Origin of the sequence: Pseudomonas sp. Pseusp11 (assembly GCF_047304405.1) — a bacterium.
GTDB lineage: Bacteria > Pseudomonadota > Gammaproteobacteria > Pseudomonadales > Pseudomonadaceae > Aquipseudomonas.
Genome location: NZ_JBGLZF010000021.1, coordinates 1 through 14,286, shown reverse-complemented (window position 1 = coordinate 14,286; position 14,286 = coordinate 1). Strand labels below are relative to the sequence as shown.

Here is a 14,286-nt window from a genome sequence, read left to right as displayed (position 1 = left end):
ATCTTTTGATCTATGGCTCCAACCCGATCCCGCGCAAGATCACACTGGTCACCGTCTGCACCGCCCGTTCGAACTGCATGTCCGACAACGGCTGATGATCATTAAGAATGTTCACCTGATGATCGAAGTCGGCATAGTGCTGGGTCGAGGCCCAGATCATGTACAACAGGCTGGAAGGCTCTACCGGCAGGATGCGTTTGTCTTCCACCCACTGGCGAATTTTCGCTTCTTTCATCTTGGCCCAGTCGTACAGGCTCGCGTCCAGCTTCTCACCGAGGGTCGGTGCGCCGTGGATGATTTCGTTGGCCCAGACTTTCGAACCGTACGGCCGGCTGCGGGAATGGTTCATCTTGGCGCGGATGTAGCTGCTGAGCACCACTCGCGGGTCGTCGAACATTTCGAAGCACAGGGCGTCCTGCTTCCAGACCTCCAGCAACCCCAGGAGCACCGCGCTGTACAGCTCACTCTTGGTGCTGAAGTAGTAATGCAGGTTGGAGCGCGGCAGTTGCACTTCAGCGGCGATGTCGGCCATGGCGGTGCTGCCGAACCCTTTTTCGGCGAAGACCTTTTCGGCCGCCAGCAGGATTTTTTCGACGTTACTGCGACGAATCTCGATCTTGTGATTGCCCATGAGGGCTCCCTGACAACAGCGTTGGTCAAGACTAGCATCCGCTCTACGTCGCGGCGACAGGGGAAAACGAAACTTCGTACAGCGGCCCTGCGGGAGGTAAACTGCCCGCCACTTTGAACCTGCCTGCGAGGTCTTCACGATGCTGCTCAAGAACGCCCTGACCACCGCTGCCCTGCTCGGCTCGCTTCTCGCCGCCTCATCGGTGTTTGCCCACGCCCATCTGAAAAGCCAGACCCCGGCGGCCGACAGCACCGTGCAGGCGCCAACGGAACTGCGCCTGGTGTTTTCCGAAGGGGTTGAAGCAACGTTCACCAAAGTGAAAATCAGCAAGGACGGTGCCGACGTACCGGTAAAAAGCCTCGCCACCGAAGGCAGCGACAAGAAAACCCTGGTCGTCACCCCGGCAGCGCCGTTGGCCGCAGGCGATTACAAAGTCGAGTGGCACGCCGTGTCGGTCGACACCCATAAAAGTGAAGGTGCCTACCGCTTCAAGGTGGGTCAGTAATTCATGACCGAGGCGCTGGTGCTGTGCCGCTTCCTGCATTTCACCGTGGTGCTGATGCTGTTCGGAGCCTGGGTATTCAGGCCTTTGCTGTTGGGCCGTGAAACGGCGCTGCTGGATCCGGCACTGGCGAGGGTGACCCGCTGGCTCAGCGTGGTGGCGTTGCTTAGCGGCGTCGGCTGGTTGCTGCTGATCACCGCCAGCATGGCCAGTTCCCCGGAGGCGGCATTCGACCCGGCGATGCTGAGCCTGGTGCTGAGCAATACCTTTTTCGGTCAGGTATGGCGCTGGCATCTGCTGCTCAATCTGTTGCTCGTGGCTCTGCTGCTGACGCCCTGGCGCTCCAGCATGCCCTTGCGCATCGGCCTTTCCAGCCTGCTGCTGGCGACGCTGGCCCCGGTCGGTCATGGCGCCATGCTCGATGGCCTGCAAGGCCAACTGTTAATCCTCAACCAGATTGTTCACCTGACGTGCGTCGGCGCCTGGCTCGGTGGGTTGATGTTGCTGGTGATGATCCTGCGCCAACCGGACGCTCATCCCTTGAGCGCAATACTGCAACGCTTCAGCGGGATCGGTTACGCGTTGGTGGCGGGGTTGGTGATGACCGGCCTGATCAACGTGCGCGTACTGACCGGCGTGTTCTGGCCGACGCCGTTGCTGTCCGGGTTTGCGCTGATTCTGTTGATCAAGGTTGTGCTGGTGATCGCGATGCTGGGGTTGGCGCTGTTCAATCGGCTGCGGGTCAAGGATTGCCAGCAGCGTCCGGGGCTGTTGCGCACCAGCGTCATGCTGGAATGGATACTGGGGATCGGCGCGGTAGCGGCGGTTTCACTGCTGGGCACCCTGCCCCCAATGATCGCCTCCTGAAACACACCCCACCTGTAGGAGCCCCCTGTGGCGAGGGGGCTTGCCCCCGTTGGGCTGCAAGCAGCCCCAAAATCTCCGTTGTACCAAAAATCTTGTGAGCGCTACGCACTCAAACGGGGCGGTGCGGCGTTCCGACAAGCCCCCTCGCCACATCAGGGGGTATTGGGATCCCCTTGCGCAGCGGTATCAATACTCACCACCACCGACATCCCCGGCCGCAGCCGCTCACTTTGTTCCTGATCGGCATCGACGCTGATCCGCACCGGCACCCGCTGGGCGATCTTGACGAAGTTGCCAGTGGCATTGTCAGCCTGCAGCAGACTGAACTCGGAGCCTGTGGCCGGTGAAATCCGCTGCACCCGCCCGTGGAATTTCTGGTGGTTCAGCGCATCGACGGTGAAGCTCACCGGCTGGCCAACCCGCACGTTGTCCATCTGGGTTTCCTTCATGTTGGCGATCACCCACAACTGGTTCGGCACCAACGCCATCAGCTGCGCCCCGGAGTTGACGTAGGCGCCGAGGCGCACGCCAATCTGCCCGAGTTGACCGTCGCGCGGCGCCACCACGCGGGTGTTCGACAGGTCGATCCGCGCCAGTTGCACCGCCGCCTCAGCACTGGCCACCGCCGCTTCCAGCGAGCCGCGATTAACGATCACCGTTTGCAGATCCTGGCGGGCGATGTCCAGATTGGCCTGGGCTTGCGCCACGGCGGCAACGGTCTGGGCGTTGGCGGCCAAGGTCACGTCCAGCTCGCGTTTCGACACCGAGCCATCACCGACCAGCTCTTTGTTGCGGCGCAAATCCGCTTCACTTTTGCGCAACTGTGCCTGGGCGTCGGCGACTGCGGCCTGACGCAATTTGATGGTCGCTTCGGCGCTGTTGCGTTGCTGCACCACGTTGGCCAGCGCGGCTTTCTGCACCGCCAGTTGCGCCAGGGACTGATCGAGACGCTGCTTGTAGATGCGGTCGTCGAGGCGCACCAGCAAATCGCCGGCCTTCACGAACTGGAAATCCTGCACCGGCACTTCGTACACGTAACCGCTGAGCTGCGGGCCGATGATCGTCACCTGCCCGCGCACCAGGGCGTTTTCCGTGGTCTCGACCGCGCTGCTGAACGGTGGCAGTTGCCAGGCGTACAACACGATCAGTACACCGACGAGAGCAATCGCCGCAAAGCCCAGGGACGAGATGATCCGCACCCCCAGCGAGCGCGGTTCAGAGCCCGGCGAGGATGGCGGCGTCACGCCTTCGGGGGTGGCGGCAATAGTGTTGGTGGTCGTGGTGGTCGGTTCGGTCATGAAGAAGTGGCACCGCTGGATTGTTTGGTTGGAGTGGCAGGCGCCGGGGCAACGGCTTGGGTAGTGCTCATCAGCCACAGGGCGCGAATGGAAATCCAGATCATAGTCAGCACCGCGATCACGGCAATCAGCATGAACACATCGTTATAGGCCAGGACATTAGCCTCCCGGGTGGCGGCGGCGGCCAGGCTGCGAATGCCCTGCAGGTTGCGCAGGCTCGGGTCGGCAATCATTGAGCCGACCGCATTGCCGCCGCTCTGGACCCGCGCCGCCACACGCGGGTCAAGCAACGTCAGTTGCTCGACGATGTGGCTGGAATGAAACTTCTCGCGCGCGATCTGGAACGTCCCCAGCAATGCCGCGCCAATCAGGCCGCCGAGGTTCTGGCAGATACCGAACAGCACCGAGAAACTCACCAGGTTGCGCGGGCTGGACAGCACGTTACGCATGCCGTAGACCATGGTCGGCCCGAGGAAAAACGTCCCACCAAAAGCCAGCAGAAACTGACTGATATACAGGTTTTCCGGGCGGGTCAGGTTGTTCGAATAACTGTCCATCACCGAACCGACCGCCATCAGTGCCAAGGAGATGTTCAGCGGCATGATCAGGTGCTTGGGGTCGATGGTCAGGGCGCTGGTGGCAAGGCCGGCGATACTGCCGATCAACATCACCACATACAGGCTGTGCAGCTGCTGACTGCTCATGTTCAGCGCCTGCATGAACCCCACCGCGCCGGTGGACTGCTCCGACGTCACCATGCGGATCAGGATCACCGCCAGGGCCAGGCGAATCATCGCCCCGCTGCCAAGCCAGCGGGTCATCAGCATCGGGTTGCTGCGGTTATGCTCGATGGCCAGGCCCGTGAGGATCAACACGATCGAAGCCGCCGAGGCCACTCCGATCCACTGCGCCTCGAGCCACCAGTCGATCCGCCCCAAAGACAACACCGCGCAAAGCAAGGCCACGCCGCTGGCATGGATGGCGAAAGTCAGGAAGTCGAGTTTTTCGAAGGTCTTGAAGCGATCACCCGGCGGCAGTTTCAGCAGAAACACGCAGCCCAGGGACAACAGCGCCATGCCCAGTTCGAACAGGTACAGCCCGCGCCATTCGGCGATCTGCAGCAGGTCTTCGGAAAACAACCGCGCCATGGGCAAAGCCAATTGCGAGGTGCCGAGGCCCAATACCAGCGCCTTCATCCGCCATTTCGCCGGGAAGGCCTGGATCATGTAATACAGGCCCAATGAACTCAGCGCCGCGCCGACCATGCCGTGGGCCGCGCGCACGGCGATCGCCGAACTCAAGTCGTTGACGAACAGATGGCCGAAAGTCACCAGCGCATAGAGCATCAGGAACACTTCGGTGAACGCCCGCAGGCCGAACTGCTGACGAAACTTCACCAGCAGCAGGTTCATCGACACGTTGGTCATCACGTAGGCCGCCGGCAACCAGGCCATCTCGGCCGTGGTCGCCCCCAACGCGCCTTGCAGGTAAGGCAGGTTGGCGACCACCAGCGAGTTGCCGAGACCACCGGTCAATGCCACCAACACACCCACCAGCGCGTAGGCCAGCCGCCTGGGGTTGGAGTGCAACGGCGTCGAGGGCGAACCGGGCAGGCTGGGTCGCTCGTGGGGCTGCCAGTCGCGCGGGGTGTAGTGATTCATTCAGTGGCCTTGGTTCAAGGAGTGTTGTCAGTTTGCCGCAAAATCACGGGGAGAACACACCCTTGCAAACACGAGCCTGTGGCGAGGGGGCTTGCCCCCGTTCGGCTGCGAAGCAGTCGCAATTCAGACAACTCGACATGCAGGAAAAAATAGGGGCCGCTTCGCGCCCCAACGGGGGCAAGCCCCCTCGCCACAGGACTTCTCCCACACTGGACTGTGTATTCGGCGGGATTCGTAAATTCTGTTTAAAAGTCTTCTCGCCCGCAGCGGATTTTTCCGGGGCAATCCGAATGACACCCTCACGGCACTGTTCAACTCAAAAGGTGCCCCCTATGACCACTGCCCGTTGGCAACGCTCCCCCCGCCTGCTGAAAAATCTGCTGGCCGCCGCCCTGCTGCTGCCGTCCCTCGCGTTCGCCCAGGAACGCCCGTGGCCGGATGGCTCGCAACTGGTGATTTCGTTCTCCATGCAATTCGAAACCGGCGGCCAGCCCGACGGTGCCGAAAGTCCGTTCTCCGGCACTCCATTGCCCAAGGGTTACCCGGACATGCCGGCACAGACCTGGTTCGACTACGGCTACAAGGAAGGCCTGTGGCGGATGCTCGACCTGTGGGACCGCAACGGCATCAAGGTCACGTCCCATGTGGTGGGCGAAGCGGCATTGAAACACCCTGAACTGGTGCGGGCGATCGCCGATCGCGGCCATGAAGTCGCCGCCCATGGCATGCGCTGGGCCGACTCCTACAACATGAGCTACGAGCAAGAGAAGGCCTTCATCGGCGACGGTGTCGAGGCGGTGCAGAAACTCACCGGCCAGCGCTCGGTGGGCTACAACGCCAATTGGCTGCGGCGCAGCCCCAATACCCTGAAAGTGCTGCAGGATCTGAACTTCACCTACCACATCGACGACGTCAGCCGTGATGAGCCGTTTGTGACGCTGGTCCGTGGCAAGAAATTCGCCGTAGTGCCATACACCCTGCGCAACAACGACATTGTGCTGATCGAAGGCCGGCACTTCTCGGCGCAACAGTTCTACCGGCAATTGGTGCTGGAATTCGACCGCCTGTACGCCGAAGGCGCCAACCGGCGGCGGATGATGTCGGTGAGCCTGCATGATCGTATCGGTGGCACCCCGGCGATGGTCGAGGCGGTGGAGCGCTTTATCCGTTACGCCAAGTCCCATCCGAAGGTCAGCTTCATGCGCAAGGATCAGATTGCCCAGATCGTGCTGACCGAAAAGAACCCGCTGATCGATAACACCGAGGCGGTGTACAACCACTGAGCCAAATCAACGCCAAAACCGGAATGAAAAGATCGTAGACAGCGATCTTTTCAACGGCTCGCTACGCCAACAACTGACTCAACACCGCACGCAACTTGCCGGGCTTCACCGGTTTATTCAGCAGCGGCGCGTCGAGTCGCTGCAACGAGCGTCGACACTGATCGGTGCGGTCGGCAGTGATGATCACCGCCGGTATCGTCCGGCTGAAATGCTCGCGCAAATGCCGGACCACTTCACAGCCCACCACCCCGTGATCGAGGTGGTAATCCGCCAGAATCAGTTCCGGCGCCTGCCCCTGCAAGGCCACCAGCGCGGTAGCCTCGTCGGTGGCGGTGACCACCTCGCAGCCCCACTGCCCGAGCAGTGCGCTCATGCTTTCAAGGATGCTGACTTCGTTGTCCAGCACCAGCAGGCGCCGACCCGGCAGCGGGTTGCCGGTGCTCGGCTGCGGCGCGGCCTGGCTGATCGGCAGTGGAATCTCACGGGAAATCGGCACCTCGATGCTGAACATCGAACCGCGTCCTGGCCGCGAATGCACCTGAATCCGGTAATCGAGGATCTTGGCGATGCGTTCGACAATCGCCAGTCCCAGGCCCACGCCCTTGCGGTCGGCGGCGCGGCCAACGTCCAGTTGGTTGAATTCAAGGAAAATCGAGTCGAGACGATCCGCCGGGATCCCGCGCCCGGTGTCCCAGACTTCGATTCGCAGCGCGTTGCCCCGGCGCCGGGCACCCAGCAGGATGCTGCCGTCGTCGGTGTAGCGGCAGGCATTGCTGAGGAAGTTGCGCAGAATCCGCGTCATCAGGCGCAAGTCGGTATGAATGGCGAAATCGCCCATGTGCACCCGCAGGTTCAACCCGGTCGCCGCGGCCACCGACTGAAACTCCGAGACCAGAGGCGCGAACAATTCATCGAGGCGGTACAGGGCGATGTCCGGCTTTACCGCGGCCTGATCGAGCCGGGAAATATCCAGCAGGTCGGTGAGCAGGTCTTCAGCCCCTTCCAGTGCCTGATGGGTGCGCTCCACCAGTACCTGTTCGACGTCGGGCAAATGCCGTTCGCGCAAGGTCGAGATCAACAAACGCGCGGCATTGAGCGGTTGCAGCAGGTCGTGGCTGGCGGCGGCGAGGTATTTGTCCTTGCTGCGATTGGCCGCCTCGGCGGCATCACGGGCGTCGCGCAAGGCTTCGGCGATCTGTTTACGCTCGGTGATCTGCTGTTGCAGATTGCGGTTGGCGTCCAGCAACTCATTGGTGCGCGCGGTGACCCGTTGCTCCAGCTGGTCATTGAGCTGTTGCAAGCGCTCCTGGGCCTGCTTTCGTTCGGTGATGTCGGCGACAAAACCCTCCACCAGGCCTTGCTGATCCGGCTTGAGCAGCAGGTTCATCAACACGTCGAGGACAGTGCCGTCCTTGCGCCGCAGCTGGGTTTCATAGCCCAGCAGGCTGCGCTCACGCTGGAGGGCTTCGCCGATGCCTTCCAGCTCTTGCGCGCCGCCAACGAACAGCGTGCCCGCCAGGTCCGTCAGGGAAAACAGCACCTCCTGCGGGTCCTGATAGCCCAGCATCCGCGCCAGCGCCGGGTTGGCGGCGCGCATGCCTTCCTGCAGGCTGGCCTGGAAGATCCCGTGCACGGCGTTTTCGAACAGCCATTTGTAGCGGTTGCGTTCGGTTTCCAGCTCGTCCAGGCGCGCGGCCAGTTCCGGGTAATGACTCTTGCGCGCCGAGTGGTTACCCAGGCCGAGTAACCCGGTCAGCGCCCGTTGCTGTTCGTCAGAGGGCTTCGCCATAGACGACCTCGACGTCGCGCTGGCTGGACTCGCGCGGGTTGGTAAGGATGCAGGGGTCATCCATGGCATGTTGCGACAGGAACGGAATGTCCGACGTACTCACCCCGTGCAGGCCCAGGGTTTCGTGGAAGCCGATGGCGTGTTTGAGGGCGATCAAGTGGTCGACCAGACGCCCGCAGATCTGCCGGTGGTTCAGGCCGCGACAATCGATGCCGAAGGTCTCGGCGATCACTTTGAAGCGCTCCGGCGCCGAGCTGTAGTTGAACGCCACTACGTGCTCCACCAGCACCGCGTTGCACAAGCCGTGAGGCAGATCGAGGAATCCACCGAGGCTATGGGACATGGCGTGCACCGCGCCAAGAATCGCGTTGGAGAACGCCAGCCCGGCCTGCATGCTGCCGAGCATGATCTTTTCCCGCAGGGCGATGTCGTTCGGGTTGGCGATCATCTGCACCAGATTGCCGTTGATCAGCCGCATCGCCTCCAGCGCATGGGGATCGGTGAGCGGCCCGTGGCCGGTGGAAACGAAGGCCTCGATGGCGTGGACCAACGCGTCGATGCCGGTACAGGCCGACAGGAACGGGTCCATGCTCAAGGTGGTTTCCGGGTCGATCAGCGACACGTCCGGCACCGCAGCCTTGCTGACGATGGAGAATTTCATGCGTTCTTGCTGATTGGAGATGATCACGAACTGCGACACATCGGCCGACGTACCGGCGGTGGTCGGGATCAGGATCAGCGGCGGGCTGGGCATGCGCAGGGTGTCCACGCCCTCGAATTCAAGGATGTTGCGCCCGTGGGCGACGACGATGCCGATGCCCTTGCCGCAATCCATCGGGCTGCCGCCGCCGACCGCGACGATCACATCGCAATGATTCTCCCGGTACAGCTCGGCGCCGAGCATCACTTCCTCGATCCGCGGGTTGGGCGAAACGTCGCTGTACACAAAGTAATCGATGCCCTGGGCTTGCAGGCTGGCCTCGACATCCGCGACCCAACCGGCAGCAATCACCCCGGGGTCGCTGACCACCAGCACCTTGCGGGCGCCGAAGGTCTTGGCGTAGTTGCCGACGTTATGCCGACAGCCGGCGCCGAAAATGATTTCAGGCGAAACGAATTTACGCAGTTGACTGAGATTCTGGCTCATTGGAAAGCCTGTTTTTATTGTTTTGAAAGGTAAAGCCAACACTAAAGCATCCGGCTGCGAATGCAATCAGACCAATGGGTAGCAACTGCCTGGGGTGGGGGCTTCGCGTTCGCAATTTATCCGCGATAGATCAGCCGCGAAGCTTTTTCATTGCGCAACGTCAGGTGTTCCATGCCCTGCCCCGGTGCTTCGGCTTCGTCCCGGGCCTTGAGAATAACGTTATGGTGCGGCGACTTGCTGCACACCGGGTCGGCGTTGCTCGCGTCCCCCGTTAGCATGAACGCCTGGCAGCGGCAGCCGCCCAGGTCCTTATGTTTTTCATCGCAGGAGCGGCATGGTTCTTTCATCCAGTCATCGCCGCGAAAACGATTGAAGCCAAAGGAGTCGTTCCAGATGTGTTCGACGCTGTGCTCGCGCACATTGGGGAACTGCACCGGCAGCTGCCGCGCGCTGTGACAAGGCAACGCCGTGCCGTCCGGGGTGATGTCGAGAAACAGGTTGGCCCAGCCATTCATGCAGGTTTTGGGGCGTTCTTCGTAGTAGTCCGGGGTAACGAAAATCAGTTTGCACGGGTGGCCCTCGGCCTCAAGCCGCTGGCGATACTCGTTGGTGATGCGCTCGGCGCGCTGCAATTGTTCGCGGGTCGGCAACAGGCCGACGCGGTTGAGTTCGGCCCAGCCGTAGAACTGACACGTCGCCAACTCGACGAAATCCGCCTCCAGCTCCAGGCACAGTTCGATGATCTGCGCGATCTGGTCGATGTTGTGCCGATGGGTGACGAAGTTCAGCACCATCGGGTAGCCCTGGGCTTTCACCGCCCGGGCCATGGCCAGTTTCTGGGCGAAGGCCTTGCGCGAGCCGGCGAGCATGTTGTTGACCGCTTCGTCGGCGGCCTGAAAGCTGATCTGGATGTGGTCCAGCCCGGCGACCTTGAAGTCGCGGACCTTCTGGTCGGTCAGGCCGATACCCGAGGTGATCAGGTTAGTGTAGTAACCCATGTCCCGCGCCGCCTTGATCAGCTCGGCCAGGTCCTGGCGCACCAATGGCTCGCCACCGGAAAACCCCAGTTGTGCGGCACCCATCTCCCTGGCCTCGCGAAATACCCGAATCCACTCTTCTGTACTCAACTCCTCACCCTGTTGGGCGAAATCCAATGGGTTGGAGCAATACGGGCATTGCAGCGGGCAGCGATAGGTCAGCTCCGCCAACAGCCACAACGGTGGGCCGGGTTGCTGCTCGATCGCGTTCACAGGGCGATCCCCCGGTGCCAGACGCGCTCGGCGGTGACGGTGTGATACGGCGGGCGGTCCAGCTCATAGGCCATGCTCATCGCGTCGAGCATGCTCCACAGCACATCAAGCTTGAACTGCAGAATCTCCAGCATGCGCTGCTGGCCCTCGACCGTGACGTAATGCGCCAGGGTGATCCGCAAACCATGCTCGACATCGCGCCGGGCCTGGCTCAGGCGCGTACGGAAATAGTCGTAACCGGCCGGGTCGATCCATGGGTAATGGCTGGGCCAGGCGTCGAGCCGGGACTGATGGATCTGCGGCGCGAACAGTTCGGTCAGCGAACTGCTGGCCGCTTCCTGCCAGCAAGCACGGCGGGCGAAATTGACGTAGGCGTCCACGGCAAAACGCACACCGGGCAGCACCCGTTCTTGAGACAGAATGTGCTGACGATCCAGGCCCACCGCTTCGCCCAGACGCAACCAGGCTTCGATGCCGCCTTCGCTGCCGGGGACGCCGTCATGGTCGAGAATCCGTTGCAGCCACTCCCGACGCACGTCGCGGTCCGGACAGTTGGCGAGAATTGCCGCGTCCTTGAGCGGGATGTTCACCTGGTAATAGAAGCGATTGGCGACCCAGCCCTGGATCTGCTCGCGGGTGGCGCGCCCGGCGTACATGGCTTGGTGGAATGGATGGTGGATGTGGTAACAGGCGCCTTTGGCACGTAGGGCCGCTTCGAATTCGGTGGGGGTCATGGGGGTGTCAGTCATTGCGGTTCTCCGGATTTCGCGGCGTCTGGTCTGGCGCCTTCGCTACAGCACAATGTCCATGCCGTCATAAGCCACTTCAATCCCCCGCCGTTCCAGCAACGCCCGCTCGGCCGAGTCTTCGTCGAGGATCGGGTTGGTGTTGTTGATGTGGATCAGCACCTTGCGCTGGCGATTGAAGCCCTCCAGCACTTCGAGCATCCCGCCGGGGCCGCTTTGCGGCAGGTGGCCCATTTCGCGGCCCAGGCTCTGGCCGACTTCGCACACGCGCATTTCATCGTCGCGCCACAGCGTGCCGTCCAGCAGCAGGCAATCGGCGCGCTGCATCCAGCTCAATACTTCGGCGTCGACCTGCCCCAGACCCGGCGCATAGAACACCGAGGCACCGTTGCGCAGGTCTTCGATGAACAGGCCGATAGTGTCCCCCGGCTGCGGGTTGCCACGATTGGGGGAATACGGCGGCGCGTTGCTGACCAACGGAATCGCCCGAAATTGCAGATGTGGGCAGGCAGCGATGTTGAACGGCTCGCGGTCCAGTTCGATGGGTTGCCACTGCAAACCACCGTTCCAGTGTTTGAGCATGCTGAACAAGGGAAAACCGCAGCTCAGGTCTTCATGCACCCGCTCGGTGCACCAGACCGAATGCGGGCAGCCTTCGCGCAGGCTCAACAGGCCGGTGCAATGGTCGATCTGACTGTCCAGCAGGACCACGCCGGCAATCGCCGTGTCACGCAGCCGCCTGGCCGGTTGCAGCGTCGGGAAGCTTTCGAGTTGTGCGCGGATGTCTGGTGACGCATTGCAGAGTATCCATTCCACTCCGTCGTCGCTCAGGGCAATGGACGACTGCGTGCGGCGTTGTGCGTGCAGGCTGCCGTGACGCATCGCCGCGCACTGGCGGCAGTTGCAGTTCCATTGCGGAAAAGCACCACCGGCGGCGGAACCGAGAACGCGGATATGCATGGCAGGCTCCAGAAAGCAGGCCCGGCCAACGCGACGGCTGACCGGGCGATCAATCAACGGTTGGCGAAATACATCGTCACTTCGAAGCCAATGCGCAGATCGGTAAACGCGGGTTTATGCCACATGGGTCATTCCTCTTCTTGTGCCGGACGATTCCGGTAGAGCCATTAATGCACGGGGCGCCGAGTGCCCGAATGCTACTTTCGAAGGAGGCGGCGGCGTGCGTTGGTAGGGGGTGTTGCAAGGCCTTCAAGCACACACAGAACCAATGCGGGAACGGGCTGATGTGGCCAGGGGGCTTGCCTGTGCTGAGGGAGCTTGCTCCCTCAGCACAGGCAAGCCCCCTGGCTACAAAGGCTCGCTCCCACAGGGTTTGTGGTGTGTTTACGGGGTTAGAAGAACCCCAGCGGATTGATGTCGTAGCTCACCAGCAGGTTTTTGGTCTGTTGGTAATGGTCGAGCATCATCTTGTGGTTCTCACGGCCGACACCGGACTTCTTGTAGCCACCGAACGCGGCGTGGGCCGGGTACAGGTGGTAGCAGTTGGTCCAGACGCGCCCGGCCTTGATCGCCCGGCCCATGCGGTAGGCGCGGTTGATGTCGCGGGTCCACAGGCCGGCACCGAGGCCAAACTCGCTGTCATTGGCGATCGCCAGGGCTTCGGCTTCGTCCTTGAAGGTGGTGACACCCACCACCGGGCCGAAGATTTCTTCCTGGAACACGCGCATTTTGTTGTGGCCCTTGAGCAGCGTCGGCTGGATGTAATAGCCGCTGGACAAGTCGCCTTCCAGCCGCTCGGCCGCGCCGCCAGTGAGCAGCTCGGCGCCCTCCTCCTGGGCGATTTTCAGGTACGAGAGGATCTTGTCGTATTGCTGCTCGGACGCCTGGGCGCCGACCATGGTCTCGGTGTCCAGCGGGTTGCCGCGCTTGATCTTGACGATCTTCTTCATCACCTCGGCCATGAACGGCTCGTAGATCGATTCCTGCACCAGTGCCCGCGACGGACACGTGCAGACTTCGCCCTGGTTGAAGAACGCCAGCACCAGGCCTTCGGCGGCTTTTTCGATGAACGCAGGTTCTGCGCTCATGATGTCTTCGAAGAAGATGTTCGGCGACTTGCCGCCCAGCTCAACGGTGCTTGGAATGATGTTCTCGGCGGCGCAATGCATGATATGCGCGCCCACCGGGGTGGAACCGGTGAAGGCGATCTTGGCGATGCGCTTGCTGGTGGCCAACGCCTCACCGGCTTCGCGACCGAAACCCTGGACGATGTTCAGCACGCCGGCTGGCAGCAAATCGGCGATCAGCTCGGCGAACACCATGATCGACAGCGGCGTTTGCTCGGCGGGTTTGAGCACGATGCAGTTGCCGGCGGCCAGGGCCGGGGCGAGTTTCCACGCGGCCATCAGCAGCGGGAAGTTCCACGGGATGATCTGCCCAACCACACCCAGCGGTTCGTGGAAATGATAGGCGGTGGTCAGTTCGTTGATTTCGGCGGCGCCGCCTTCCTGGGCGCGGATGCATCCGGCGAAGTAACGGAAGTGGTCGGCGGCCAGCGGCACGTCGGCGTTGAGGGTTTCGCGTACGGCCTTGCCGTTGTCCCAGGTTTCGGTGACGGCGAGGATTTCCAGGTTCTGTTCGATGCGGTCGGCGATCTTCAGCAGCACCAGCGAACGGTCCTGCGCCGAGGTTTTGCCCCAGGCATCAGCGGCGGCATGGGCGGCGTCGAGGGCCTTGTCGATGTCGGCGGCGCTGGAGCGCGGGAACTCGGCAATCACTTCACCGGTGACCGGTGAGGTATTGGTGAAGTACTCGCCATTGACCGGGGCGACGAACTCGCCGCCGATGAAGTTGCCGTAGCGTGGTTTGAAGGAAACGATGGCGCCGGGTGTTCCAGGTTGTGCGTAGATCATGGTGGGCCTCTGTCTGGGTCGATGCCTGTCAGGCCAACAGGCGATGAACCGATAGTAGAGAGCCCCGCCTGCCAGACGAATGCGCCGTTGGCAGGGGGACTCTCGTTATTTGGTAGTAGAAGGCGCCGCTGTGTCAGCAGGCTTTTGTGGCGAGGGAGCTTGCTCCCGTTCGGCTGCGAAGCAGTCGTAAATCCAAACGACTCGGTTGGGGCCGGGAACGTTGGGGGCTGCTTCGCAGC

At 62.0% G+C, this 14,286-nt stretch carries 13 protein-coding genes; 3 read left to right on the top strand and 10 right to left on the bottom strand.

The features are described 5' to 3' along the window. Window positions 1–10: 10 nt before the first annotated feature. Window positions 11–631 carry a TetR/AcrR family transcriptional regulator gene (locus ACCC96_RS18215; protein WP_007937670.1) on the bottom strand — a complete coding sequence of 207 codons (621 nt, stop codon included), beginning with the start codon at window positions 629–631 and terminating at the stop codon, window positions 11–13. A gap of 139 nt (window positions 632–770) precedes the next feature. Between ACCC96_RS18215 and copC the strand changes: the two genes are divergently transcribed. Together copC and copD are read left to right on the top strand one after the other, a co-directional pair. Further along, a complete protein-coding gene (gene copC / locus ACCC96_RS18210) occupies window positions 771–1,136 on the top strand; it encodes a copper homeostasis periplasmic binding protein CopC (RefSeq protein ID WP_349747308.1) in 366 nt (121 codons plus the stop codon). 3 nt (window positions 1,137–1,139) lie between these two features. Beyond that, a complete protein-coding gene (gene copD / locus ACCC96_RS18205; protein ID WP_413696519.1) occupies window positions 1,140–2,000 on the top strand; it encodes a copper homeostasis membrane protein CopD in 861 nt (286 codons plus the stop codon). A gap of 152 nt (window positions 2,001–2,152) precedes the next feature. On the opposite strand, the gene ACCC96_RS18200 is transcribed toward copD, so the two are convergent. Together ACCC96_RS18200 and ACCC96_RS18195 are read right to left on the bottom strand one after the other, a co-directional pair. Continuing rightward, window positions 2,153–3,298, bottom strand: coding sequence for an HlyD family secretion protein (locus ACCC96_RS18200; RefSeq protein WP_413696518.1), 1,146 nt, complete (start codon window positions 3,296–3,298; stop codon window positions 2,153–2,155). Further along, window positions 3,295–4,959 (bottom strand): MFS transporter, encoded by a 1,665-nt coding sequence (locus tag ACCC96_RS18195; RefSeq protein WP_413696517.1) that lies wholly within the window; start codon window positions 4,957–4,959, stop codon window positions 3,295–3,297. Before ACCC96_RS18195 ends, ACCC96_RS18200 begins: the two co-directional genes overlap by 4 nt. A gap of 332 nt (window positions 4,960–5,291) precedes the next feature. Between ACCC96_RS18195 and ACCC96_RS18190 the strand changes: the two genes are divergently transcribed. Next, window positions 5,292–6,242 (top strand): polysaccharide deacetylase family protein, encoded by a 951-nt coding sequence (locus ACCC96_RS18190; RefSeq protein ID WP_413696516.1) that lies wholly within the window; start codon window positions 5,292–5,294, stop codon window positions 6,240–6,242. 61 nt (window positions 6,243–6,303) lie between these two features. On the opposite strand, the gene ACCC96_RS18185 is transcribed toward ACCC96_RS18190, so the two are convergent. From ACCC96_RS18185 to ACCC96_RS18155, 7 genes are all read right to left on the bottom strand, one after another. Then, on the bottom strand, window positions 6,304–8,031 hold the full coding sequence (locus ACCC96_RS18185) for a NahK/ErcS family hybrid sensor histidine kinase/response regulator (protein ID WP_413696515.1): 1,728 nt from the start codon (window positions 8,029–8,031) through the stop codon (window positions 6,304–6,306). Continuing rightward, complete coding sequence (gene ercA / locus ACCC96_RS18180; protein ID WP_018929698.1) at window positions 8,015–9,178, bottom strand: alcohol dehydrogenase-like regulatory protein ErcA; 1,164 nt, start codon at window positions 9,176–9,178, stop codon at window positions 8,015–8,017. Before ercA ends, ACCC96_RS18185 begins: the two co-directional genes overlap by 17 nt. Before the next feature lie 116 nt (window positions 9,179–9,294). Next, window positions 9,295–10,428, bottom strand: a complete 1,134-nt coding sequence (gene pqqE, locus ACCC96_RS18175) for a pyrroloquinoline quinone biosynthesis protein PqqE (protein ID WP_413696514.1) — start codon at window positions 10,426–10,428, stop codon at window positions 9,295–9,297. Further along, a complete protein-coding gene (gene pqqC / locus ACCC96_RS18170) occupies window positions 10,425–11,177 on the bottom strand; it encodes a pyrroloquinoline-quinone synthase PqqC (RefSeq protein WP_413696513.1) in 753 nt (250 codons plus the stop codon). The genes pqqE and pqqC overlap by 4 nt, the downstream gene beginning before the upstream one ends. 42 nt (window positions 11,178–11,219) lie before the next feature. Further along, window positions 11,220–12,134, bottom strand: coding sequence for a pyrroloquinoline quinone biosynthesis protein PqqB (gene pqqB, locus ACCC96_RS18165; RefSeq protein WP_413696512.1), 915 nt, complete (start codon window positions 12,132–12,134; stop codon window positions 11,220–11,222). A gap of 53 nt (window positions 12,135–12,187) precedes the next feature. Beyond that, window positions 12,188–12,259, bottom strand: a complete 72-nt coding sequence (gene pqqA / locus ACCC96_RS18160) for a pyrroloquinoline quinone precursor peptide PqqA (RefSeq protein ID WP_081499480.1) — start codon at window positions 12,257–12,259, stop codon at window positions 12,188–12,190. Window positions 12,260–12,526: 267 nt separating this feature from the next. Next, window positions 12,527–14,047: an aldehyde dehydrogenase family protein gene (locus ACCC96_RS18155; RefSeq protein ID WP_413696511.1), complete on the bottom strand. Its 1,521-nt coding sequence runs from the start codon at window positions 14,045–14,047 to the stop codon at window positions 12,527–12,529. Between the last annotated feature and the right edge of the window lie 239 nt (window positions 14,048–14,286).